Below are 25,225 nucleotides of genomic sequence, written 5' to 3'. Positions count from 1 at the left end.
ATTATAAATTAATAGATAAGGTATTTAAAACATAAAGGGACTACTTAATTATTACTTTAGTACTTTTTGTTACATTATCATAAAGCCATTTAGAATCTTCTAAGGATAATCTTATACATCCATGTGATGCAGGTGTACCTAATGTTGTATCAAGAACATTTTGCTTATCTTTATCATAAGGTAGTGAGTGGAAAAGATAATCTCCATCAAATTGGACCCAATACTTACCGCCTTGATTAAACTTTTCTGAGAAAAACCATTCATCTCTATTTTGAATAGTATAAACACCGGATGGAGTTTCTTTCCCTTTTATACCAGTAGAGCATTTCATTGATTTTTTTAAGTTCCATTTATTTTTTGAACCAGTATAAACATTAGTGGTTTGAGATGTAGTATCTACATATATTAGATAATCAGTTAAACTTTCAATATCTAATGAATTTATGTTTGGAAGCATTTATTGCACTAACTAATTGTGAAGAACTCGCTGGAGCAGTAGAAGATTTTTGACTTGCTAGATAATTATCTTTAGAAGTCTTTAAATCTTCAATTTTTTTAACTAAATCTTTATCATTAGAAAGTAAAATAAGCTTACTTTCTATTAAATTAATAGCAGCTGTAAAATACTCTTTTTTTTCATAGTCATTAGCTGTTTTTAGAAGATCTTCTTTTAGTTTTTCTTTAGATTTAGCTATATAATTTGTAGCATTTTGATAGCCTGGATCACTAGATGGGACATTTTGTAATGTTGCAATTGCATCTTCATATTTACCATCTTCAAACTCAGAGATACCTTTAGATAGGGGAGTATCGTTATTTGTACCTTGAGATAAAACAGAAGAATCATTTTGTAAATTTGAGCTCAATAGATCATACCTATTCATTTCATTAAATACTATTAAAGCATCATCTTTTGAAATCTCATTTAGACTTATCTTATTTTTTAGATCTGTTGCTTTTACTCTAAAATAAGTTTCTAAATCATCCTCTAAAAAGAATGCTTTAAATATATTAGAATTTCCTGAAGTTACAATATATTTATTAGCTTCTGAATAATTGCTTGAATCAAAATTATCTTTAAAGGTAGCCATTAGCGATTTATATTGATAAGCTTGATAACTTACTATACCTGCAGTTATAAATATAATAATTATTAATGCTGGAATTAATTTTTTAGGATTAAACCTTTTATAAAATTTATCTTCTAATTCATTTAGATTGTCCTCATTAATAGTATGTTTATCTTCTTGTAAGTCATTATCTTTTTGTATATTGGTTATATTTTCATCTGGTGTATTATTAAGTTCTTTCATATCTGACAAGCTGATCCCTCCTAAAATAATATTTATCTTAATACTTGACCAAATTTTGGAATATTAAACATAAAACATTTAATAATGTAATTTAGTATGTTACTATAGTTAAAGAGGATTTAGGAAAAAATAATTACAGAAAAGTAGTTTAAAGGAGTAGAGAACGTGAAGAGAGATGGTTTTTTTAGTAAGCTAAAAAATAATATATATAACATAGAAAAATTTTCGGAATATGTAAGATATGGACTTGGTAAAGCTATATTATATGCACTTATTCTAAGTCTTATAATCGGTGGTATACAAGGTGTATACATGGGATTTAGGGTTAAAAATAATATAAATGAAGGTATCATAGAACTTAATGAACCCAAGTATGATTTTTCAATAAAAAATGGAATATTAGAAATGAAAAATAGTCCAGTTAAATTTAATCAAGATAATATAGTTGTTTATATAGATAGTAATAAAGATTTAAATCAAGCAGAAGGATTAAAGGATGCATATGTTCATGGAGACATGTATATATTACTTCTTAAAGATGGAATTAAAGTAGGTTCAGGAGGAGTTAATAAAGATATATTATATAAAGATGCATTTACAGGAGAATATACTAATAAAACTATTGTCGAGCAATTAAAACTTGCATCGGTTGTTATACTTCCGATTACAGTAGGATTTACAATATTCCAATACTTCACAACATACTTACTTAATTGCTTAATAATAGCAGCTTTTTCAATAATAATCGGAATGATAATGGGGTTAAGAATGAAGGCATCAGCAATGTATTCATTATCTGTTTATGCAGCAACACTTCCAAGTTTAATATTGCTACCATTTAGCTTAATAAGGCCAGATATATATTTTGATACAGCATTTATGGCAGGGACAATAATATACGTGGCATTTATATTAAGGTATATAAAAAAGGATCTTTTAAAGAAAATAAAATTATAATATATAAGGTGATTTCTAATTCTTAGAGATCACCTTTATTACATTATTATAAATAATATCTTAATTTTATGGTATTATTTGCTAAATTAAAATTATATAAGCAAGGATATCCTATTTTTAAAAAATAAAATTATTGAAAAAAGATTTTATTGAGAAGAAGAAAAAGAAATACCTTAAATAGAAAAATATTATTAGAAAAATAAAGGTTTATAATATGCTGTTATAGAAGTAATTTATAAAATAAATGAATTAAATATAGTTTTTTGTACATACAAAAGTTGTAAGATATGATTTTATAAGGGTTAGAATTATAAAAGAAAAAATAAAATACACTTTCCATATGTAGACCAGCTTATGTGATGTAGTAACAGAAAGCATATGTATTGTTATGAACTAATAAGAAATAATAATTTGGGGAGGAAAAAAATGATAAGATTAGGGATTGCGGGAATTGGATATATTGCTGAAGAATATATAAAATTAATTGTCAGCAATAAAATTAAGGGGTGTCGTATTTGTGCTTTATCAAGCAGAAATTTTGAACGTATGGAAGGTATATGTTCTCAATATGATTTGACAAATGTTTCATTATTTACAAACTATGAAGATATGATTAAGTCTGGAAGGATAGATATGGTGATGATTTGTACACCACATTTTACCCATCCATTAATGGCAATCAAGGCTATTGAATCAGGCATTCACACATTAATTGAAAAGCCTGTTGGGGTATTTTCAGATGAAGTGGAAAAACTTATGAAGTGCGTAGAAACGCATCCTAATATTTTAAGTGGTGTACTGTATTGTAGAAGAACCAGTCAGGCCTTTAACAAAATAAAGGATCTGATTTCTTCAGGGAAAATAGGAGAGTTAAAGAGAGTCAACTGGATAATTACAAACCTGTATCGTACTCAGGCATACCATAATGCACAATCGTGGAAGGGTACATATAAGGGAGAAGGAGGCGGGTTATTGATGACACAGGCCTCTCATCAATTAGATTTGTTGATCTGGCTATGTGGTATGCCAAAAAATATTCATGCATTTTGTTATTACGGTGCTGAGCGTAAAATTGAAGTAGAAAATGATGTAATGTTGCATATGGAATATCAGAATGGTGCAACTGCTCAGTTCATCGCATCTTCAAGGGAATTTCCAGGAAGTAACCGTTTGGAGATAATAGGAAGTAAAGGACAGGTAATTTTATCTGATGATCAAAACTTGCTATTCCGTGAATTAGAACAAGATGAAAAAAATTATGCAAATACAACAGATGAAGTCTACGGAAAAATTCCGTTCAAAGAGCAAGAATTTACATTTGATGATGCAGACAATTCAATACAGCAAGCTGCTATTGTAAACAACTTCATAGATTCTATTGCAGGTAATACAACTGTGTTGTGTCCTGTAAAGGAAGCTATAAATTCATTATATATAATTAATGGGGCATATTTGTCATCATGGAACAATGAAATGATTACTTTCCCAATGGATACTAAAGAATTCAGAATAAAATTGGAGGAAAGGTTTTAATACAGTTGTAGGAAAGACAATAGATGAATTATTAGGAATATGGTCTTAGAAATTTATATTGATGTATGAAATATGAATATAACAGAGAGATATATAAATATTCTAAAAATCTGAGTATTAAAAGTAATTACTATATTTAGTGAGATAGACTCATATACAATATAAAGATGATTTCTAAAGGTTAGAAATCATCTTTTTTGATATAATTAATTTATATAGTAAAAATGGTAGGGAGGATTAATATGAAAATTATTCATACAAGTGACTGGCATATTGGGAAAATAGTAAATGAGTTTTCAATGTTAGAAGATCAAAAATATATATTAGATGAATTAATAAAGCTTGTAGATAAAGAAAGGCCAGATGTACTTATAATAGCTGGAGATATGTATGATAGATCAATCCCACCTGTTGATGGGGTAGAATTACTAAATAATATTTTAAGTAAATTAGTAATGGAAAAAGGAATAAAGGTTTTAGCCATATCAGGAAATCATGATAGTGGAGAGAGAGTATGCTTTGCTAGTAATATACTAGAAAAACAAGGATTATATATCGTAGGTCGTGACGAAGAATTATATAGAAAAATAGAGATAGATGATGAATATGGTAAGGTGAATTTTTATTTAATACCTTATAAAGATCCATCAGTAATTAAGAAACTTTTAGATAATAGTGAAATTAAAAATCATAATGATGTAATGAAAGCAGTTGTAGAAAATATAAATAAAAATATTGATAAGAGTGATAGAAATATACTAGTAGCACATGGATATGTAACTATGTATAGAGAAGAGGCTAAAGAATCAAGTGAAGATAAATATGAGGCTGCAAATCTTGAGGTTAGCGAATCAGAGAGACCTTTATCAATAGGTGGAACAGATCTCATTGATTGTAATATATTTAATGACTTTGATTATGTGGCACTTGGACATCTTCATGGAAGGCAAAAAATAGGAAGAGAAGAAGTAAGGTATTCGGGTTCATTATTAAAGTATTCATTCTCGGAAGTTAATCAAAAGAAGGGAGTTACAATATTCGATATAGATAAGGATAAGAATGTAACTTTAGATTTAAGAGAATTAAAGCCAATAAGGGATTTAAGAATCATAAAAGGAAATATAGATGAACTTATAGAGGTCGGTAGAAGTGTAGTAGATGGAAGAGAAGATTATATACAGGCAATTCTATTAGATGAAGGTGAACTTATAAATCCAATAGAAAAATTAAGAGCAGTATATCCAAATGTAATGCTAATAACTAGAGAAAAGAAAAGAGAACATGATGAGAATAGCACATCAGCTAAAAAAGGATATAAAAATAAATCAGAAAAAGATTTATTTGAAGAATTTTATAACTCATTATCAGATGGAGAATTTACAGAAGAGAAAAGTAAAATTATAGATGAAACTATAAATGAAATTTTAAAAGAGGAGGTGTAATTTATGAGACCGGTTAGGTTAGTAATATCAGCATTTGGACCATATGCAGAAAAGCAAGAACTTGATTTTAGAGAATTAAAAGGTAGAAATATATTTGTTATAACAGGTACTACAGGTTCAGGTAAGACTACTATATTTGATGCTATAAGTTATGCTTTATATGGAGAGGCAAGCGGAGAATCTAGAGAAAATGATTCCCTTAGAAGCCACTTTGCAGATGATGATACGGAAACATTTGTAGAGTTAGATTTTGAACTTAGAGGAGATATATACAAAGTTGTAAGAAGCCCTAAACAAAAGAAAAGAAAGACTAGGGGGGAAGGGTTTACAGATAAAGAGCCAGAGGCAGAGTTAGTACTTCCAAATGGTAAAGTTATTACAAAGGTTAAGGCTGTTAATGATAAAATAACTGAAATTTTAGGTATAACTAAGGAACAGTTTAAGCAAATTGTTATGCTTCCACAGGGTGAGTTTAAGAAATTACTTCTTGCAAGTTCTGTAGAACGTGAGGGGATTTTTAGAAAGATATTTAATACGTATGTCTTTGAAAAAATACAGTCATCACTTAAAGATAAGGCTATTAAATTAAGTAAGGAAAGAAACTTATGTAAAGAAAAGATGAAGACTTATTTAGAAAATATACAAGGTGAACATAATATTTTAATTGGTGAGTATATAGATTTTCCTTTAGTAATAGAGGAGCTTACTGAATTGATAAATAGTGAGAAGAGTTCGTATAAGGAAAATAAGGATTCATTAAATGAAATAAAAATTGCTTTAGAAAAAAAGAATAAAGAAAAATTAATGGGGGAACAAAATAATGCTTTACTAAAAGAAAAGGAAGAAACAACAATAAGCTTAGAAAAAGAATTTCTTAAGGAAGCTGATTTTGAAAGCAAAAAGGAACTATTATTAAAAATAAAAAAGGCTAAAGATATTAAACATATAGAAGAGAAGTATATAGATTTTAATAAAAGATTAGAGATAAAAGATACAGAATATAATAATTCAATTAAAGAAATAGAAAGATTAAAAAATGAATTAAGCAAGCAAGAGGATTTTGTAAAGATTGAAGAAAATAATGATAAATTAAGAGTTGAGCTTACTGAAGAGATAGGTAAATTAAGAAATATAGAACCTAAGATAGAGGCTTACGAAAAAGAAAGAAAGCTAATAATAACTTTTGAAAATAGAATTAAGGAAATAACTAATGAAATAAGAAATAAGCAATTGCGTTTAGAGGAAAATAAAAAAATTAGAGAAGAAAATGAAGCTGTATTAAAGAATATTTCTGAGCTTGAAATTAAAAAAGTTAATTTAGAAAATAGTATAAAAGATGAAACAAAAAGAATTAATGAACTGAGGGATTTATACGAGAAGATAAGATTATATGAAGGTATAAAAAATGATCATATAAATTTTAAAAATGAATATTCTCAGTTTGAAATTAAATATAAAAATATTAAAAGTGAGTATGAAAGTTTAGAAGAGATATATAAGAAAGAACAAGCTGGTATATTAGCAAATGAGTTAGTAGATGGAAATCCTTGTCCTGTGTGCGGTTCATTAGACCATCCAAATCCAGCAAGTAAAAGTGGCAGAAGTATACCAACTGAAGAGGAATTAAAGAAAAAGAAGATTGAATTTGAAAAATATGAAAAAAATAATAATGAAAAGATAATAAATCTAACTGAAATAAATTCTAACTTGAATAATGCATTGCAAAATATCAATGATATCTTAAAGTCAGTAAACATAGGAAATGATTTTAGTACTTATGAAGATAATTTAAAAGTTATCATAAGAGATAAGGGGATTGAATTAAAGAAGATAATTGATTCTATAAATAATGAACTAAAGGATATTATAATTAAGATAAATAATAAAGATTCACTTCAAAAAAGAAATATGGAATTAGAAGAAGATATAAAGATATTAGAAGCAGCAATTGAATTACTAAATAATGAAGACAAAGGGACCTTTGCAAAGCTTGAGGGCTTAAAGGCTTCATGTAATAATCTTAAAAAAGATATTCCACATGAAGTTAATTCTATTAATAGTTTAGCGAAATCAATAAAAGATAAGGAAAAGCAGTTAGAGGATAGTAAGAATAGATTAATTACACTAGTAAAAAAGAGAGATAATACTATAAAGATTTTTGAAGGTGAAAAATCAAAGTGTAAAGAAATAGAAAAAAGCATTAAAGAGTTAAAAAAAGATATTAAAAAGGCCAAAGAAGATTTTGTAGTTAATTTAGGAAAAGAAGGATTTTTAAATGTAGATGACTATAATAATACAAAAATATATATTGATAAAATAGATATTCTGGATAAAGAAATAATCGAATACAACAAAAAAATCGGAATATTAATGGAAGCTAAAGAAACATTAAATAAAAAATGTGAAAATATAAGTGTAGTTTCTATAGAAGAAATAGATGATTCAATTAAGTGTATGAAGATAGATGAGAAAGAAAAAGAAGATAAATTAAAACAAGAGTTTTCTATAATAGATAATAATATGAATGTTTTAAAAAAGGTTATAGAATTAAATAAGGAATTTAAGGAAAAAGAAGATGAGTATAGAGTTATAGGAGAACTCTCAGAGCTTTCAAATGGAAGGAAAGCTCCGTATATATCATTTGAAAGATATGTATTAGCATCATACTTCCAAGATATAATAGATGCAGCAAACTTAAGGTTAGAAAAAATGACAGGAGATAGATTCTCTCTTAGAAGAAAAACAAGTAAGAGTAAAGGTGCAGGTCAAAAGGGGTTAGAGCTTGAAGTTTATGATAATTATACAGCAAGTTCAAGAGATGTAAGCTCACTTTCAGGAGGAGAGAGTTTTAAGGCATCGTTATCTTTAGCCCTTGGTTTATCTGATGTAGTTCAATCAAATAGTGGAGGGGTATCATTAGAAACAATGTTTGTTGATGAAGGTTTTGGTACTTTAGATCCACAATCTCTTGATAATGCTATAGATAGTCTTTTAGATTTACAACGTGGGGGTAGATTAGTCGGTATAATATCTCACGTTGAAGAGCTTAAAGAAAGAGTAGATGCAAAACTTGAAGTAAAGGCAACTAAAAATGGAAGTATAGCAAAATTTAATGTTTTATAATAAAAATGAGATACTTTATAAGTATCTCATTTTCTGCCTCCAATTATTTAGGGGCATATCTTTTACTTTTGCCAAGAGCTTCAGTGTCATACATAATTTCAAAATATCCTTGAGGATGTTTGCATGCAGGACATATTTTGGGAGCCTCAGTTCCTTCATAGATATACCCACAATTTCTACATTTCCAATATTCTGGTTCATTACGTTTGTATAGAAGATCATCTTTTAAGTTAGCATATAGATCTAAATAACGTTGTTCATGATGCTTTTCTATTTCTAATATTTTAGAAAAAGCAAATGCTACTTCTGGATAACCTTCTTCTTCTGCGACCTTAGCAAATTCAGGATAAGCAGTACCCCATTCTTCTCTTTCGCCTTCAGCTCCATATTTTAGATTATCTAAAGTAGTTCCAAAACCTATTGGATAATCTGTATCCACATGAATCTGTGCTGCACCAAGACCTTCAATCATTAAGTCATAAAAAACCTTAGCATGAGCTCTTTCATTTTCAGCTGTTTCTAAGAATATAGATTCAATTTGCTTATGTCCTTCCTTTGCAGCCACTCTTGAGAAGAATGTATATCTATTTCTAGCTTGAGATTCACCTGCAAATGCCTTAGCTAGATTATCAGCTGTTTTACTTCCTTTTAAACTTTTCATAAAAAATCCCCTTTCAAATAGTTCTCGTTATAGTATTAACTATTTAAAAGAAGATTATGTTTAATTTATATTTCTATTATTTCCCTTAAAGAAAAGAGTTAGTGTATTTGGACCGGCATGACTTCCAATTGCAAGTCCAATATAATTTATAATTACTTCTGTATTATACTTTTCCTTTATTATATTTGCTAAGTTTTTCGCATCATTTAAACAATCGCCATGAGATATGAAAATTGTTTGATTACTAGGATCTAATACTTTTTCTTCAAATTTATTAAATAAAGCTTTTATTGATTTCTTTCTTCCTTTTACTTTACCAAAGTTTTGAAGAGTACCATCATCAGGAATGTAAAGAAGCGGCTTAACTTGAAGTAATGTACCTATAGTAGCCATAGCAGGAGAGATCCTACCCCCACGTTTTAAATGGTTCAAATCGTCAACTGTAAATAGATGATTTACCTTAAGCTTAGTATCTTCTATATATTTAATAACCTCATCTTTTGAAGCTCCATTTTCTCTTAATGTGCATGCATCATAAACTAAAAGTCCTACTCCAAGTGAAGCTGAACGAGTATCTATGATTGATATATCTGCGTTAGGATAAGATTCAAGTATTTCCTCTTTAGCAATTAATGCACTATTATATGTCCCACTTAGTGCTGAAGAGAATGCTAGGTATATAACTGAAATATCTTCTTTAGTATACTTTTCAAAGGCTTCATAAAATCTAAAACTATTTATCTGTGATGTGGTTGGCATTAGACCATTTCTTAAATCATTATAGAAATCTGAATAGCTTAATGATTCTCCACAGTCCTCAACATACTCAGTATTATTTAAATTGCATATAAGACCAATATAATGTATAGAGAATCTATCTATTATATCTTTTGGTAAATCACAACTAGAATCTGTCATTATAATAAAATTTTTAATAATAAAAACCTCCCTTTTATTAATTTATTATACTTAGATATTATCTAATAGTATAAATAGAAATACAAGTTATTAAATTATATCAATAAAATCTTAAAATAATATAACTTTATAAAATTTATTTTATAGAAATAAAAATGAAATTAAAGGATATTATACAAAAAAATGGTTGTTAGTATTCGAAAATAATGATAAAATTTATTTAGGGTTAAAATAGGGGGTAAGGTAGGGAGAATTATGGTCCAAAATAAATTTAAACATAAGGTAAATGAATTATCGAGAGAAGAGATGATATCACTTATAGAGAATTTAAAAGGTAAGCAGGAAATGCAAGAAAAGTTCATACTGAATATATCTCATGATTTAAGATCACCACTAAATGTGATTATGAGCATAAATCAGATGCTAGAATGTGTTAAGAAGAATGAATATTCTAATTATAATGATAAAGAAAAAGAATATTTAAAGATGTTAAAAAGAAATAGCTATAAAATGCTAAAGTTAATAGATAATTTAATTGATGTAACTAGATTAGAGAAAAATTATTTTAAAATGAATAAGAAAAATATAGAAATAGTAAACTTCCTTGAGGATACGATAGGTTCTATAGATAAATATGCAAAACAAAAAGATATAACTCTTATATTTGATACAAATAAAGAGGAATGCATAGTTGCGGTAGATCCTCAATCTCTTGACAGGATATGTATAAACCTTATTTCAAATGCTATAAAATTTTCACCAAGTGGAAGTTATATATATGTAACTCTTATGATAGACGATGAATATATTAAAATTAGTGTAATGGATAATGGTATAGGCGTAAGTGAAGAAGAGCAAAAGAAAATTTTTGATAGATTTGATAGAGGAAATGAAAAGAGTGAGTATAAAGGAAGCGGCATAGGTTTAGATTTAGTTAAATCATTAGTTGGGCTTCATAATGGAAAAGTATCTTTAAAGAGTAAATTAGGAGAAGGTTCTACGTTTACAGTTATGCTTCCTAATATTAAATTAGAAAAAGAAGAAGTCAAGTTTGAAGAACATAGTGACAAGGTTCAATTATTAGAAATAGAGTTTTCAGATATATATCTTTAAATAAGCAATTATAACAAGGAAAGAAGCTTCTAAGTATAGCCTCTTTCCATTTAGCTTACCGCAAATAAGTTTGCACTGGATTAAAAATTATGATAAAATATTTCTGTTAATAAAAAATAATATATGGGGCGTTAGTTAAATGGATATAACATACCGCTACGGACGGTACATTATGGGTTCGATTCCTATACGCCCTACCATAAAACTTCAAAAGACTTTTCTTTTGAAGTTTTTTATTTTATATAAAAAGGCTTAACTGTACATACATAAGAGAATATATTATAATTGAGATTATTGAATTAATGCAGCAAGTTTAAAAATAATATTAAATTGTATAAAGGCTTTATAATATTAATAGTATATTTGATTCAGAATATACGCAAAGCTTTCTATTAGAAAGTACAGGAGGGGTATTTTGTTTAAGAAGTACAAAATAAGCGTTATTGTTCCTGTTTATAATGTAGAGGAGTATCTTAGAGAAACACTAGATTCTTTAATGGAACAAACTTTAAAAGATTTTGAATTAATACTAATAAATGATGGATCTACTGATAAGAGTGGTGAAATTATAGAAGAGTATTCGAAGAAGTACAATAACATAGTTAATGTATATCAGGATAATAGTGGACCTAGTAGGGCTAGAAACAAAGGAATAGAATTAGCTAAAGGTGAGTTTATAGCATTTATGGATTCTGATGATATAATACCAAAAGATTCATTAGAGGTAAGATATAATTTAGCTTTAGATAATAAAGCTGATGTTATAGTTTGTGGTACTTATAAGTATGATGGAGAGAAGACATGGCCAATGCATAAACATTTTTTAGCAGAAGGTTCTAAAGATATAAAAAATGATTATGACTTACTATGGACTGTAGGACCTTGTAATAAACTTTTTAAAACAGATCTTATAAGAGGATTAAAATTTCCAGAAAGTATTAAATATGCTGAAGATCAGGTGTTTGTTATGACTTCTTACTTAAGGGCAAAAAAGATATATGCAACTAAGTATGCTGGATATTACTATAGAATGAGGAATAATCCAACTGAATCATTAACACAACAGATACAAACAGCGTCAGCAAGTGTTATAGAACAGGTTCTTAAGTCATGGGAATTAACATCTAATGAAATTGATAAAGATATTAATGATAAGCAAACAGCAACAAAACTTAAAAATGCATACTTTTATAGACTGGCTGATATTGATATATGGCCACCGTTTAGAAGGGCTCTTTTAAGTAATGATAAAGTTATAGAGCTAAAAGCATTAAGAAATTTAAATAAACTATTAAATGTAGTAGGAGAAGAGCAACTAAATAGTATAGGAAAAATAAAAAGATTAGTATTTAGAGACATTATAAAAAATAATTCTACCTTAAGTGAAAAATCTAAGATAAAAACTATCAAACTAATAATAAAGATGCATAATGGTATTATTAGAATAAAAAAAATAGGCAAGAATTAATAGTAAATAGAGCTTTTAGATATAAGAATGTTACTGTTTATAAAATAAACACACAGATTTAGGAGGGGTATCTTGGATAGTAAGTATAAGGTAAGTGTCATAATGCCTGTATATAATGTTGAAGAGTATCTTAAAGAAACATTAGATTCTTTAGTAGTTCAAACGTTAGATGCTGTAGAGATAATCTTAATAGATGATGGGTCTACAGATAATAGTAAGGCGATTATAGAAGAGTATGCAAGTAAGCACTCAAATATAATAGGAATATATCAAAAAAATAGTGGGCCAAGTAGGGCAAGAAATAAAGGGATAGAATTAGCAAAAGGTGAATTCATAGCATTTATGGATTCAGATGATTTAATTCCTAAAGATTCATTAGAAGTTAGATATAACTTAGCTGTAAAGAATGATTCAGATGTTATAGTATGCGGAACATGCAAGTATGATGGAGCAAAATTATGGCCAATGGTTAAGCACTTCTTAAGTGAGGGATCTAAAGATATAAAAGAAGATTATGATTTACTTTGGACGTTAGGACCATGTAATAAATTATTTAGAACTAGTTTAATAAAAGAATTAAGATTTCCAGAAACTATTAAGTATGCAGAAGACCAAGTGTTTGTAATGAGTGCTTATTTAAGAGCTAGAAAAATTTATGCAACAAAATATGTAGCATATTTCTATAGAATGAGAAATAATCCAACAGAATCATTAACTCAACAAATACATACTGCATCAGGAAGTGTTATAAAGCAAGTTTGTGATTCCTGGAGTAGAACAAAAGAAGAGATAGATAGAAATATAAGAAATAAATATATAGCATCTGGATTAAAGTATGCATATATATCAAGACTTGTAAGTGTTGATATATGGCCACCTTTCAAACGTGCAATTATTAGTAGGGATGAAGGTGTACAATTAGAAGCAATAACTAATATGGAGAACTTATTAGATGCAGTAGATGATGATATATTTAATGACCTTAGCACTTTTAAATGGATAGTAATTAAAGGTGTAATAGATAAGTATCTATTTTTGTCAGCAAAGGCAAGAACTAAATATATTGATTTATTAACAAAAGTATATAACAAGTTAAATACTAATAGTAGATATACATTAGCTGTTGAGAATAAATATCTTTTAAACTATGTAGAGAAAGCAGTTCGTAAACATAGTAAATATTATATCTATAAATACTTAGCTAGAAGAAAGATTGAAAGACTTCCAGAAGAAATAAAGAAAACTTCTAAAAAGTATGTAAGAATTAGCTTTAAATTAAGTAAATTAATGCCTATAAAGAAAGATAAAGTTATATTAGCGAGTAATAAATCAAATATATTATCAGGAAACCTAAAGTTTATAAACGATGAGTTAGTTAAAAAGAATAAGTATGATATAAAAGTATATATGGATAGAAGTAATAGATATTTATGGGAATTAATAAAAATGTATTACAATTTTGCTACAGCGAGATATATAATCTTAGATGACTATTATAGACAGCTTTATGGATTAAAGTTTAAGCCAGGCGTTGAGGTTGTACAAGTATGGCATGCTTGTGGAGCTTTTAAGAAATTTGGTTTTAGTTCAGTTGGAAAAGGTGATGGAAATACATCTGAATTTGAACAAAGGGCTCATGGACATTACACAAAAGTTATAACAAGTTCAAAAAATATAAATAAACATTATGCAGAAGCATTTAATATTGATGAGAGTAAGGTAATTCCGCTTGGAGTACCAAGAACTGATATATTATTTGATACTGATTATAGAGACTTTATTAGAAATAAGTTAGAATCAGAACATCCAATTATAAGAGGAAAGAAGATAATAACTTATGCACCGACATTTAGAGGAAGCCCAAAGGAAAGACAGAACTTTAAGTTAGAATTAGATGCAGTAAAAATATTAAAAGAAGTTGGAGAAGATTATGTAATAATCTTTAAGCTTCATCCAAGTGTTAAAAATGGTTTAGATGATGTAATAACTATACCTAAAGAATTTAAAAATAGAATAATTAATTTAAATAGTAATACAGATATAAATGACTTAATAATGGTTACTGAAATTTTAATATCAGATTATTCATCTGTTATATTTGAAGGTGCATTATTGGATAAGAAGATGATACTATTTGCATATGATAAGGAATCATATCTTGCAGAGAGAGATTTCTATTATGAGTATGATGAATTTGTACCAGGTCCTATTGCATACACAAATAATGATATTATTAAAATAATAAATGAAGATAAATTTGATGAAACAAAAGTATCAGAATTCAAGAAAGAATTCTTTGATCATACAGATGGAAAATCAAGTGAAAGATTTGTTGAATATATATTCAATGAAAAGTAATAGATAAATAGGTGATAAAAAATGTTAAAAACTATTGTATTAGAAAACATAAGAAATATTAAACAAACGATACTTATATCTAAAGCTGACTTAGTAAAATTTTATAAGGGTGCGGCCCTTGGATATGCATGGGCTGTTATAAGACCTATGGTAACAATAGCCGTTTACCTTTTTGCATTTCAGATGGGGATCAGAAAAAGTGGTTATGTAGATGGATTTCCCTTCCTATTATGGCTTATTGCTGGGCTTGGACCATGGTTCTTTATAAGTGATGCAATTGTTGGTGGAGCAATGTCAATTAGACAGTATAGACACTTTGTTACAAAGATGAAGTTCCCAATATCAACAATTCCTACTTTTGTATTGTTATCAAAGCTATATGTACAAATAATGCTTTTAGCATTTATTGTATTAATATTTGCAGCGTATGGATATTATCCTGATATATACTATTTACAATTTTTGTATTATATACCAACTATGTATATATTCTTCTTAGTATTATCATGGACACTATCATCTCTATCAGTTATAAGTAGAGACTTTGAAAACTTAGTAAAAGCGGCTATACAAGCAGTTTTATGGTTAACACCAATTCTTTGGAATATAAGAGGACTTTCTCCTACAATGAAATTTATAATGAAATTAAATCCAGTAAATTACTTTATAGAAGGATTTAGAGATATATTCTTATATAAAGAGTGGTTCTTCCAAGGAACATATTCAATATATATTTGGATTGTAATATTAATAACTGCATTAATAGGCAGTCATGTTTACAAGAAATTATATAAAGACTTTACTGATGTGTTATAAGGAGAAGATTTATGGAATATGCAGTTGAATTTAAAAATGTAGTTAAGGAATATAAACTATATAAAAATGATAAAGATCGTTTTAAAGATTTATTCTGGGGAAAAAGATATACTCCTTTTAGAGCAATAGATAATTTAAGTATTGGATTACCAAAAGGTGAGGTTATAGGTATCTTTGGTAAAAATGGATCAGGTAAATCTACTATACTTAAGATGGTAACTGGAGTTGTATATCCGACAGAAGGTGAAATATTAGTAAATGGTACAGTATCAGCATTATTAGAACTTACAGCAGGTTTCGATGGAGAGCTTACAGGAAGAGAAAATATTTATCTTAAAGGTTACTCAATGGGACTTATAAGAAGTGAGATAACTAAAAAGTTAAATGATATAATTGGATTCTCGGAACTTGGAGAATACATAGATCAACCTGTAAGAATGTATTCAAGTGGTATGAAAGCTCGTTTAGGTTTTGCTATAGCAGTTAATATTGATCCAGAAATATTAGTTGTCGATGAAGCTTTAGCAGTTGGTGATGAAATATTTAGACAAAAATGTATGACGAGAATGGATAAATTCAGAGATGAAGGAAAAACAATTCTTTTCGTATCTCACTCATTACCTCAAATGAGATCATTCTGTACAAAGGGAATGTGGCTTAATGAAGGAAAGCTTTTATCATATGGAGATATTGATGAAGTTGCGAATCTTTATAAGCATTATTTAAATGGAATACCAGTAGAGACTATATTAAAGAATATGGAACAATATAAGGATTTTGTAGAGATAAAGCAAAGCTTGACTGATATTGATATGTTCTCTGATAAAGTTGAATTTAAAGGTTATGTTGAAGTTTTACCAGAAAATAAAGAATTTAAAATTGATAGTATTACTTTAAAACAAGATAATGAAGAAGTTGAATTTAAGAATTTTGAATTTGAATATAAAAAAGAAACTAATAGAATTGAATATGTATGTACTCTTAAGTTTGATGAAATACCAAAGGGATATTTCACAGCTGAGTTACACTTAGATGTTCAAGGTGAAAGATTTATAAGACAAATGTGGTGCATGAATAAGGTTGGACAATTTATGGCACAAGAATATAATTTATCTTTATTAATAAAAAATAATAGATTGAAGGTAAAGAGAAATTAATAATAAGGGTAGTGTTTATCACTATCCTTATTATTTTAAATAATAAAAAATTGTGATACAATTATAATAATATGGAAAACAATAAGTAAATGTAATATATATTTAATACAGTAAAGCATAAAATAATATATTATTAAATTATGATAATATAAGACAAGAAACTAGATAAAGAATCGTTAAATTACAAAGAATGAGCATAAAAGAAAATATGCATAGGAGTGATAATATGATATACGCAGAGATATTAGCAGGTGGAAAAGGTACTCGTATGGGTAACACTGAAATGCCAAAGCAATTTTTAAAAATTGGTGATAAGCCAATAATAATTCATACTGTTGAGACGTTTTTATTAAATACAAGATTTGATAAAATAATCATAACAACACCAAAGCAATGGATTCAGCACACTAATGATTTAATAAATAAATACATACCAAAAAATCTAATAGATAACATAGTTATATGTGCAGGTGGATCAGATAGAAATGAGTCAATAATGAGTGGTATAAGGTATATCGAAGAAAAATTCGGAATAAATGATGAAGATATAATAGTTACTCATGATGCAGTAAGACCGTTTTTAACTCATAGAATAATAAATGATAACATAGATGCTACTTTAGAGTTTGGTGCTTGTGATACTGTCGTTCCAGCTTTCGATACAATAGTAGAATCAGTTGATGGAGATATAATAAGTGATATCCCAAGACGTGACTTTATGTACCAAGGACAAACACCACAAAGTTTTAATATAAAAGAATTAACTAATTTATATAATTCATTATCAAATGATGAAAAGCAAATATTAACTGATGCTGCAAAGATATTCGTTGTTAAAGGAAAACATGTTAAGTTAGTACAAGGAGAAGTATTCAATATGAAGATAACTACTCCATATGACTTAAAACTAGCAAATGCTTTAGTGAGGGATGAGATAAATGATAAATAAGGTATATAGATTAATTGCACCTAAGCAAATCACTGTAGAATTTGAAGAGAGAAGCTTAGATGGAGAAGGAATAATTGTAAGACCTACAAGATTATCAATATGTGCAGCAGACCAAAGATACTATACAGGAACAAGAGGCAAAGAAGCTATGAAGAAGAAGCTTCCTATGGCTCTTATTCATGAAGGTGTTGGTGAAGTTATATATGATCCAAAGGGAGAATTTAAACCTGGAGATACAGTAGTTATGATACCAAATACTCCAACTCAAGTTGATAATATAATAGCAGAAAATTACTTAATAACAAGTAAGTTTAGAGCCAGTGGTTATGATGGATTTATGCAACAATATGTATTTATGAAAAGAGATCGTATTATAAAATATGATAATATAAATCATGACGTTGCTTCATTCCTAGAACTTATAAGTGTTTCAGCTCATTCAATAGATAGATTTGATAGAAGAGCTCATAAGAGAAGAAATAAGATAGGAATCTGGGGAGATGGAAATGTAGGATTTATAACTGCATTAATACTTAGAAAGAAATTCCCGGAATCAGAAATAATAGTTTTTGGTAAAAACGAAGAAAAATTAAACTTCTTCTCATTCGTAGATGAAACTATACAAATAGATAATATTCCAGATGATTTAAGAGTAGATCATGCTTTTGAAGCAGTTGGTGGAAAAGGAAGTCAATATGCAATAGATCAAATAATAGATTACATAAATCCAGAAGGTACGATTGCACTACTTGGAGTTTCAGAAAATCCAGTGCCTATAAATACTAGAATGGTTTTAGAAAAAGGATTAACTATTGTAGGAAGCAGCAGAAGTGGAAGAGTTGATTTCCAAGAAGGTGTAGACTTCTTAGAAGCGCATGAAGATGCACAGAATCAATTACAAAAATTAATCTCAGCAGTAATTGATGTAAGAGGCATTGAGGATATAATAAAAGGATTTGAACATGACTTAACAACTCCGTTTAAAACAGTATTAAATTGGAGAGTTTAATATTAAAATAAAGACCCTTTTATAAGGGTCTTTAAATATATCTTAAGGTGAGGATTTTAGGACATGAAAACATTAGAAAGAGTAATATTAAAGTACCTACTAAGGATTGTATATTATTGTTCTTATATATTTCCTGTAAAGAAGAGAATAGTATTTGCAACTTATAGAAATGACACTATGAATGGTAATTTTAAATATATACATGATGAAATAGAATCAATAAATTCAGGATATGAGTGTAAATTCCTTTATGAAAAGTTTAATAAAGGTGCGAAAGGAATATTAACTTACTTTCTTCATATGATGAAAGCTACATATTACATGGCAACTTCTGAGTATTTTTTAATAGATGATTTTTACTTTCCGGTATATACAGTAAGCAAGCTTAGACGAGGTACAGAAGTAGCTCAAGTGTGGCATGCCTGTGGCGCATTCAAAAAGTTTGGATTTAGTATATTAGATAAAAACTTTGGAGCAGATAATAGTTATGTTAAGTATATACCAATACACAGTAACTACTCACATGTGTTAGTTAGCTCAAAAGAGGTAGCTAAATATTATGCTGAAGCTTTTAATATGAGTGAAGATAATATCGATCCCATAGGAATACCAAGAACAGATATATTCTTTAATGAGAAAATGAAGCAGGATGCCATGGAGAGAGTATATAATAAATATCCAGAAATCAAAGGTAAAAAGATTGTATTATATGCACCTACATTTAGAGGTAATAGTCAATCAGATGCTAAAATGGATATAGCTTTTGATATAGAAAAAGTAGTAAATACATTACCAGAAGAGTATATACTGGCACTTAAGATGCATCCATTTGTAAAGGATAGTATAAATATAAAGAATGATAGAGTAGTTAATTTATCAGACTATCCAGCTATAAATGATATCTTAATAATGACAGATTTGCTTATTACAGATTACTCATCAATAGTATTTGAATATTCACTATTAGAGAGACCTATGATATTCTATGCTGATGATTTAGATTCATATGAGCATGAGAGAGATTTCTATTATCCATATGAAAGTTTTGTGCCAGGACCTATAGTTAAGAATACGGATGAACTTATAGAAGTATTAAATAGCAGTAATTGTGATTATGAAAAAATAAAGGCATTTAAAAATAAATTCTTTGATTATACTGATGGTTTAGCATCTAAAAGATTTGTAGATAAAATAATCTTAAAGAAAGATATTTAGGTGAGATACATGAAAAAAGTTATATTTATATCATCAACTGGTGGACACTTATCTGAATTAATGCAATTAAAAAGTATATTTAAAAACTATGATTATCATATAATAACTGAGAAGAATGATACTACTTTAAAATTTAAAGAAGAGTATGGAAATAAAATAAATTATTTAGTGTACGGAGCTAGAAATTATATGCTTAGTTATATGTTTAAGTTTCCATATAACATAATAAAATCATTATTTTTATATATGAAGATAAGACCAGATGTAATAGTAACAACTGGAGCTCACACAGCGGTACCAATGTGTTATATTGCAAAGTTATTTAAGAAGAAGATAATATTTATTGAAACATTTGCAAGAGTAAATTCTCAAAGTATGTCTGGTAGGATGATAAATAAAATTGCAGATGTATTTTTAGTTCAACATGAAGAAATGCTTGATGTTTATGAAAATGCAATTTACAAAGGAGATTTATATTAATGATATTCGTTATTTTAGGAACTCATGAGCTAGAGTTTAAAAGAATGTTACAGTATTTAGAAGATATGAATATTAACGAGCAAGTTATAATCCAATCAGGGAATACAGAGTTTTCTTCAAAAAAATATAAGGTAATACCTTTTTTATCACCAAAGGAATTCAATGAATATATAAATAAAAGTGATCTTGTTATAACTCATGGAGGAGTTGGTTCAATACTTACTGGGCTTAGATATAGGAAGAAAGTTATAACTATGCCAAGGCTTTCAAAGTATAAGGAACATAATGATGATCATCAATTAGAAATATGTAATAAGCTATCAAAAGAGGGATATACAATTAATTGTACAGATTTTGATTCATTAAATGAAGCTATTAATAACTACAAGGAAATAGATTTAAAGGAATATGTATTTGATAATAGTAAGCTTATCAACTTTATAAATGATACTATAGATAATTTATAGTTTGAATTTAAAGAGAAACCTATATAGGGTTTCTCTTTTTTTAGCAATAATTATTGGATACATTATACTTCTCATTGAATTAAAGTTGTATTTAAAGGTTAAATTAATTATAAAATAGAACATTTAAGGAGAATTATTATGAAAGAAGGTACCTTGCTTACAGTATTTAATGATCATAATGAGAGTGGAATAATTTTAGCTAAAAAATATAAGTTTGAAAATATAATTGTTGCTGAATGTAATGTGCATAAAGAAGAGATCTTTGATAATTTAGTGGAGATATATAAAGAAAATAATAATGATAGTAATATTGAAATAGTAAAAGAGAATATAGAGAGTATAATAGATAGGTTTAAAGGTAAAGAGAATAGACTTATAATAAACCTAACTTTAAATGATACATTAAAGGCTCTTAAACTTTTATATAAATGTAAAGAACTTAATATAGATGGAGTATATGTTGATATACCTAAAAAGAAGGAATATTGGTTTAAGAAGAATTTAAATATATTAGAAGAGGAGCTTGTAGATTTAGATATAGAGGAAATATTTAAATCGAATGGCAATAATATAATATCTCATGAGTGTAGACTTACAAATGATAATCAGATATTAGATTTTGCTAAGATAATCTATGAAAATATGGATATATGGCATAAATACAAACAAAGGTTATATGATACGGAAATATTTTCACACGATTATAATAATCAAAGAATAGTTACCATAAATAAAGAAAAACTATGTGATGAAGAGAAAACTATCTTATTTAAAGTAATAAGCAATCTTAAAAAATTAAATTTAATAGATGTAGAAGAAGATAAGAGTATAAAAGTTACATTTTTGAATGATTATCTAAAAGGATTTATATTTAAAAGTGGAACTTGGCTTGAGATACTTACGGAAAGTATAGTTAAAGAAATAAATTCTATAGATGATGTTAAAAGTGGAGTTGTATTTATGTGGAATGAACTTCATGGAAATATAAAAAACGAATTAGACGTTGTGGCTATTAAAGATTCAGTTATGGTATGTATATCTTGCAAGGACAGTGCAAAGTATGATGAAAATACACTTAATGAATTAAAGGTATATAGTGATAGAATTGGTGGAGAAATTTCTAAAAAGATACTAATAGCTACTAAAAAGCCAAATAAATCATCAGTGATAGATAGAGCAAGAGAGATGGGAATACACTTAGTTATACTTGATAGAGATATAAATATCTTTAAAAAAACATTAGAGAATATAATAAACAAAATAACTCAAGATTAAATCTTGAGTTATTTTACTATAGTATCTTGGTACCTATTTCTTCACCCATAACTACCTTTGTTTCATATCCTAAATTAGTTTGATTTATTATATCATCATCAATTTTAACTATCCCTTTTTTTAGGAATACTATAACTGTTGATCCACCAAACTTAAAATATCCTTTTTCATCGCCTCTATTGACGTGTTTGCCTACTGTGTATGATTGAATTATACTACCAACACATGTTGCCCCTACCTCAACATAGAGTACATCATCAAAATTATCTGATTTAAATACTGACCATTCACGTTTATTTTGGCAGAATAATTTAGGTATTTTATCAACTGCTATAGGATTTACTGAATAGTAATTTCCTCTTATAAAGTGATTTGGTCCAGGGATACCAGAATCTATAAAGTGATATCTATGATAATCTGTTGGACAAAGTCTAAAAATTAAACAGGTTCCGCCATCATAGTCTTTAGCAACATTTGAGCCTCCAAGCAATTCCTTTAAGCTATATGTAATTCCCTTAACTTGAACGATTTTATTCATATCTATGTTTTCATAAGCAAAGAGTCTTCCATCTGCAGGTGACATTAACTTATTAATATCATCTGGAATTGGACGAGCATTTGGTAGCACCGTTCTTGCAAAGAAATCATTAAATGTTATAAAATCAGAAGCTTCTTTAGAATATATATTCATATCAATATTAAAATCTTCTATAAATTGTGGTATTTTCTTTGTACTTAATTTAGTGTCACAGAAAAGTCCATACATTTTAGAGCAAAGTTTTTTCTTAATTAATAATTCGGTAAGGCGTTTGCCAGCAGGTGATTGATAGCACCATTCTAAATACTTTCTTCCAGCTACCTTTTCTTCCTCATGTGATTTTGTAGTTCTATTGTATACAAGTATCATTAATTACTCCTTTGTTACTTTTATTGGAAATTTCTTAGTAAATATAATAAAAGTATAGTAGAAATCGTTTGTTAATGCAAGTTATAGGAAATTCTGATACATAATAATAGGAACTTCCAATTGATATTAGTATCGGAATAGGTTAAAATCTAATAGTAGTTTAAATATGATTAGATATTTTATATAAATTTATACTTAATAATATAAATTTTATTTTTATTATTATAAGTTAAAATTATAACAAAGTTTTTGTTTAAGAGAGTTTTAAATTTAAGTTAATGGAGGTACGTCTTTTAGGATGAAAAAATTAGTTATTAATGATAAGGAAATCCAAGTTGCAGAAGGTACTAATATATTAGATGCAGCGAGAGCAAATGGGATTGATGACATTGCTACTCTTTGCTATTTAAAAGAGTGTGGAAATGTTGGTAAGTGTGGAGTTTGTGCAGTAGAAGTTGAAGGTAAACCAAATCTTGTACTAGCATGTCTTACAAAAGTTGAAGATGGAATGGTTATAAGAACAAACACAGAAAAGGTTCAAGAAAGAGTTAAATCTAGAGTTTCAGCTTTATTAAATAAACATGAATTCAAGTGTGGACCATGTTCAAGAAGAGAAACTTGTGAGTTCTTAAAATTAGTTATAAAAAGTAAAGGAAGAGCAACAACGCCTTTCTTACCAAAAGATAAAAGTGAATATATTGATGAAAGAAGTAAATCAATTACTATAGATAGAACAAAGTGTGTACTTTGTGGAAGATGCCAATCAAGCTGTAAAGTAAAATCAGGTACAGAAGCTATAAAGATAGCAAACTTTGATGGAACTAGAATGGTAGCTCCAACAGATAATAAATGTTTTGATGATACAAATTGTTTATTATGTGGACAATGTGTATCTGCATGTCCAGTGGCTGCATTAGAAGAAAAATCACATATTGAAAGAGTTGAAGAAGCTTTAGCTGATCCAGAAATGCATGTATTAGTTGCTATGGCTCCTGCTGTAAGAACTTCAATGGGTGAATTATTCAAAATGGGTTATGGGGTAGATGTAACTGGTAAATTATATACTGCTTTAAGAGAATTAGGATTCAATAAAGTATTTGATATAAACTTTGGTGCTGATATGACCATAATGGAAGAAGCAACTGAGCTTGTCCAAAGAATACAGGCAGGTGGACCTTTCCCAATGCTTACATCATGTTGTCCTGCTTGGGTAAGACAAGTTGAAAATTACTATCCAAATCTTATAGATAATTTATCAACAGCTAAATCACCTCAACAAATATTTGGTACTGCTACTAAAACATACTATCCTCAATTAGCTGATATTGACCCTAAAAAGGTATTTACGGTAACTGTTATGCCATGTACAGCTAAAAAATATGAAGCTGATAGACCAGAAATGGAACAAAATGGATTAAGAGATATAGATGCTGTTATTACAACAAGAGAATTAGCTAAAATGATAAAAGCTAGAAAGATAGATTTTGCTAATTTAGAAGATGGAGTTCAAGATCCTGCAATGGGAGAATACACCGGTGCTGGAGTAATATTCGGAGCAACAGGTGGAGTTATGGAAGCTGCGATAAGAACAGCTAAGGACTTTGTTGAAAATGAAAGCTTAGAAAATGTAGAATATCATGAAGTAAGAGGATTAGATGGAATTAAAGAAGCTACGGTAAAGATAGGTGGAAAAGACTATAATCTAGCTGTAGTTAATGGTTCAGCAAATCTTTTTGAATTCATTGAAAGTGGAAGACTTGATAATAAACAATACCACTTCATCGAAGTAATGGCATGTCCTGGTGGATGTGTAGATGGTGGTGGTCAGCCACATGTAAGTGCTACAGATAGAGAAAAGATAAATGTAAGAGCTGTAAGAGCATCTGTTTTATATAATCAAGATAAAAACTTTAAAAAGAGAAAATCTCATGAAAATGAAGCTTTATTAAAGATGTATGAAACATATATGGGACATCCAGGTCATGGAAAGGCTCATGAGTTATTACATCTTAAGTATAAGAAAAAAGATAAAAAATCAGAAGAAATTGTATAATTCTGTAGAAT

The 25,225-nt window shown here is 28.1% G+C and carries 21 protein-coding genes and 1 tRNA gene; 17 read left to right on the top strand and 5 right to left on the bottom strand.

Features of this window, described 5'->3' with window-relative positions:
* Positions 1 to 40 precede the first annotated feature (40 nt).
* Both JOC62_RS05500 and JOC62_RS05495 read right to left on the bottom strand, forming a co-directional pair.
* Complete coding sequence (locus JOC62_RS05500; protein WP_204594223.1) at positions 41 to 457, bottom strand: L,D-transpeptidase; 417 nt, start codon at positions 455 to 457, stop codon at positions 41 to 43.
* Positions 426 to 1,322, bottom strand: a complete 897-nt coding sequence (locus JOC62_RS05495; RefSeq protein ID WP_204594222.1) for a hypothetical protein — start codon at positions 1,320 to 1,322, stop codon at positions 426 to 428. Before JOC62_RS05495 ends, JOC62_RS05500 begins: the two co-directional genes overlap by 32 nt.
* Positions 1,323 to 1,478: 156 nt before the next feature.
* Between JOC62_RS05495 and JOC62_RS05490 the strand changes: the two genes are divergently transcribed.
* From JOC62_RS05490 to JOC62_RS05475, 4 genes are all read left to right on the top strand, one after another.
* Positions 1,479 to 2,270 carry a DUF1189 family protein gene (locus tag JOC62_RS05490; protein WP_204594221.1) on the top strand — a complete coding sequence of 264 codons (792 nt, stop codon included), beginning with the start codon at positions 1,479 to 1,481 and terminating at the stop codon, positions 2,268 to 2,270.
* Between the two features lie 426 nt (positions 2,271 to 2,696).
* Entirely contained in the window at positions 2,697 to 3,803 is a 1,107-nt protein-coding gene (locus JOC62_RS05485) for a Gfo/Idh/MocA family protein (RefSeq protein ID WP_204594220.1), read from the top strand.
* A 242-nt stretch (positions 3,804 to 4,045) separates the two neighbouring features.
* On the top strand, positions 4,046 to 5,245 hold the full coding sequence (locus JOC62_RS05480) for an exonuclease SbcCD subunit D (protein ID WP_204594219.1): 1,200 nt from the start codon (positions 4,046 to 4,048) through the stop codon (positions 5,243 to 5,245).
* 3 nt (positions 5,246 to 5,248) lie between these two features.
* Positions 5,249 to 8,368, top strand: a complete 3,120-nt coding sequence (locus JOC62_RS05475; RefSeq protein ID WP_204594218.1) for an AAA family ATPase — start codon at positions 5,249 to 5,251, stop codon at positions 8,366 to 8,368.
* A 43-nt stretch (positions 8,369 to 8,411) separates the two neighbouring features.
* On the opposite strand, the gene rbr is transcribed toward JOC62_RS05475, so the two are convergent.
* Both rbr and JOC62_RS05465 read right to left on the bottom strand, forming a co-directional pair.
* Positions 8,412 to 9,029 (bottom strand): rubrerythrin, encoded by a 618-nt coding sequence (rbr, locus tag JOC62_RS05470; protein ID WP_204594217.1) that lies wholly within the window; start codon positions 9,027 to 9,029, stop codon positions 8,412 to 8,414.
* A gap of 60 nt (positions 9,030 to 9,089) precedes the next feature.
* On the bottom strand, positions 9,090 to 9,965 hold the full coding sequence (locus JOC62_RS05465) for a DegV family protein (protein ID WP_204594240.1): 876 nt from the start codon (positions 9,963 to 9,965) through the stop codon (positions 9,090 to 9,092).
* A 237-nt stretch (positions 9,966 to 10,202) separates the two neighbouring features.
* On the opposite strand from JOC62_RS05465, the gene JOC62_RS05460 reads away from it, so the two are divergent.
* The 12 genes from JOC62_RS05460 (at position 10,203) to JOC62_RS05405 (ending at position 22,254) form a co-directional block, all read left to right on the top strand.
* Positions 10,203 to 11,060 (top strand): sensor histidine kinase, encoded by an 858-nt coding sequence (locus tag JOC62_RS05460; RefSeq protein WP_204594216.1) that lies wholly within the window; start codon positions 10,203 to 10,205, stop codon positions 11,058 to 11,060.
* Positions 11,061 to 11,185: 125 nt separating this feature from the next.
* Positions 11,186 to 11,260: transfer RNA gene (locus tag JOC62_RS05455), tRNA-Arg, on the top strand.
* 215 nt (positions 11,261 to 11,475) lie between these two features.
* Positions 11,476 to 12,528: a glycosyltransferase family 2 protein gene (locus JOC62_RS05450; protein ID WP_204594215.1), complete on the top strand. Its 1,053-nt coding sequence runs from the start codon at positions 11,476 to 11,478 to the stop codon at positions 12,526 to 12,528.
* A 72-nt stretch (positions 12,529 to 12,600) separates the two neighbouring features.
* Positions 12,601 to 14,886, top strand: coding sequence for a bifunctional glycosyltransferase/CDP-glycerol:glycerophosphate glycerophosphotransferase (locus JOC62_RS05445; protein ID WP_204594214.1), 2,286 nt, complete (start codon positions 12,601 to 12,603; stop codon positions 14,884 to 14,886).
* A gap of 21 nt (positions 14,887 to 14,907) precedes the next feature.
* Complete coding sequence (locus JOC62_RS05440; protein WP_204594213.1) at positions 14,908 to 15,702, top strand: ABC transporter permease; 795 nt, start codon at positions 14,908 to 14,910, stop codon at positions 15,700 to 15,702.
* A gap of 11 nt (positions 15,703 to 15,713) precedes the next feature.
* Positions 15,714 to 16,859, top strand: coding sequence for an ABC transporter ATP-binding protein (locus JOC62_RS05435; protein ID WP_204594212.1), 1,146 nt, complete (start codon positions 15,714 to 15,716; stop codon positions 16,857 to 16,859).
* Between the two features lie 226 nt (positions 16,860 to 17,085).
* Positions 17,086 to 17,808: an IspD/TarI family cytidylyltransferase gene (locus JOC62_RS05430; RefSeq protein ID WP_204594211.1), complete on the top strand. Its 723-nt coding sequence runs from the start codon at positions 17,086 to 17,088 to the stop codon at positions 17,806 to 17,808.
* The gene (locus tag JOC62_RS05425) at positions 17,798 to 18,817 is read left to right on the top strand and encodes a ribitol-5-phosphate dehydrogenase (RefSeq protein WP_204594210.1); all 1,020 of its coding nucleotides are present in this window, start codon (positions 17,798 to 17,800) and stop codon (positions 18,815 to 18,817) included. Before JOC62_RS05430 ends, JOC62_RS05425 begins: the two co-directional genes overlap by 11 nt.
* 63 nt (positions 18,818 to 18,880) lie before the next feature.
* A complete protein-coding gene (locus JOC62_RS05420; RefSeq protein ID WP_204594209.1) occupies positions 18,881 to 20,032 on the top strand; it encodes a CDP-glycerol glycerophosphotransferase family protein in 1,152 nt (383 codons plus the stop codon).
* Between the two features lie 9 nt (positions 20,033 to 20,041).
* Positions 20,042 to 20,512: a PssD/Cps14F family polysaccharide biosynthesis glycosyltransferase gene (pssD, locus tag JOC62_RS05415; RefSeq protein WP_204594208.1), complete on the top strand. Its 471-nt coding sequence runs from the start codon at positions 20,042 to 20,044 to the stop codon at positions 20,510 to 20,512.
* Positions 20,512 to 20,979 (top strand): PssE/Cps14G family polysaccharide biosynthesis glycosyltransferase, encoded by a 468-nt coding sequence (gene pssE / locus JOC62_RS05410; RefSeq protein ID WP_204594207.1) that lies wholly within the window; start codon positions 20,512 to 20,514, stop codon positions 20,977 to 20,979. Before pssD ends, pssE begins: the two co-directional genes overlap by 1 nt.
* Positions 20,980 to 21,117: 138 nt before the next feature.
* Positions 21,118 to 22,254 (top strand): Card1-like endonuclease domain-containing protein, encoded by a 1,137-nt coding sequence (locus tag JOC62_RS05405; protein ID WP_204594206.1) that lies wholly within the window; start codon positions 21,118 to 21,120, stop codon positions 22,252 to 22,254.
* Positions 22,255 to 22,270: 16 nt separating this feature from the next.
* Here JOC62_RS05405 and JOC62_RS05400 read toward each other — a convergent pair whose 3' ends face one another.
* A complete protein-coding gene (locus tag JOC62_RS05400) occupies positions 22,271 to 23,161 on the bottom strand; it encodes a phosphatidylserine decarboxylase (protein ID WP_204594205.1) in 891 nt (296 codons plus the stop codon).
* A gap of 298 nt (positions 23,162 to 23,459) precedes the next feature.
* On the opposite strand from JOC62_RS05400, the gene JOC62_RS05395 reads away from it, so the two are divergent.
* A complete protein-coding gene (locus JOC62_RS05395) occupies positions 23,460 to 25,214 on the top strand; it encodes a ferredoxin hydrogenase (RefSeq protein WP_204594204.1) in 1,755 nt (584 codons plus the stop codon).
* Positions 25,215 to 25,225: the final 11 nt, after the last annotated feature.

The sequence above is a fragment of the Clostridium sardiniense genome (assembly GCF_016907995.1).
Taxonomy (GTDB): Bacteria; Bacillota; Clostridia; order Clostridiales; family Clostridiaceae; genus Clostridium; species Clostridium sardiniense.
The sequence above is the reverse complement of the archived record's forward strand: the minus strand, read 5'-3'. Positions and strand labels throughout refer to the sequence as shown.

Bases quoted from the DNA above. Each gene is read 5' to 3' on its own strand.
- JOC62_RS05430 (WP_204594211.1), top strand. From the start codon at position 17,086: ATGATATACGCAGAGATATTAGCAGGTGGAAAAGGTACTCGTATGGGT.
- JOC62_RS05460 (WP_204594216.1), top strand. From the start codon at position 10,203: ATGGTCCAAAATAAATTTAAACATAAGGTAAATGAATTATCGAGAGAA.
- JOC62_RS05475 (WP_204594218.1), top strand. From the start codon at position 5,249: ATGAGACCGGTTAGGTTAGTAATATCAGCATTTGGACCATATGCAGAA.
- JOC62_RS05405 (WP_204594206.1), top strand. From the start codon at position 21,118: ATGAAAGAAGGTACCTTGCTTACAGTATTTAATGATCATAATGAGAGT.
- JOC62_RS05440 (WP_204594213.1), top strand. From the start codon at position 14,908: ATGTTAAAAACTATTGTATTAGAAAACATAAGAAATATTAAACAAACG.
- JOC62_RS05480 (WP_204594219.1), top strand. From the start codon at position 4,046: ATGAAAATTATTCATACAAGTGACTGGCATATTGGGAAAATAGTAAAT.
- JOC62_RS05400 (WP_204594205.1), bottom strand. From the start codon at position 23,161: ATGATACTTGTATACAATAGAACTACAAAATCACATGAGGAAGAAAAG.
- JOC62_RS05435 (WP_204594212.1), top strand. From the start codon at position 15,714: ATGGAATATGCAGTTGAATTTAAAAATGTAGTTAAGGAATATAAACTA.
- JOC62_RS05425 (WP_204594210.1), top strand. From the start codon at position 17,798: ATGATAAATAAGGTATATAGATTAATTGCACCTAAGCAAATCACTGTA.
- JOC62_RS05485 (WP_204594220.1), top strand. From the start codon at position 2,697: ATGATAAGATTAGGGATTGCGGGAATTGGATATATTGCTGAAGAATAT.
- rbr (WP_204594217.1), bottom strand. From the start codon at position 9,029: ATGAAAAGTTTAAAAGGAAGTAAAACAGCTGATAATCTAGCTAAGGCA.
- JOC62_RS05395 (WP_204594204.1), top strand. From the start codon at position 23,460: ATGAAAAAATTAGTTATTAATGATAAGGAAATCCAAGTTGCAGAAGGT.
- JOC62_RS05420 (WP_204594209.1), top strand. From the start codon at position 18,881: ATGAAAACATTAGAAAGAGTAATATTAAAGTACCTACTAAGGATTGTA.
- pssD (WP_204594208.1), top strand. From the start codon at position 20,042: ATGAAAAAAGTTATATTTATATCATCAACTGGTGGACACTTATCTGAA.
- pssE (WP_204594207.1), top strand. From the start codon at position 20,512: ATGATATTCGTTATTTTAGGAACTCATGAGCTAGAGTTTAAAAGAATG.
- JOC62_RS05500 (WP_204594223.1), bottom strand. From the start codon at position 457: ATGCTTCCAAACATAAATTCATTAGATATTGAAAGTTTAACTGATTAT.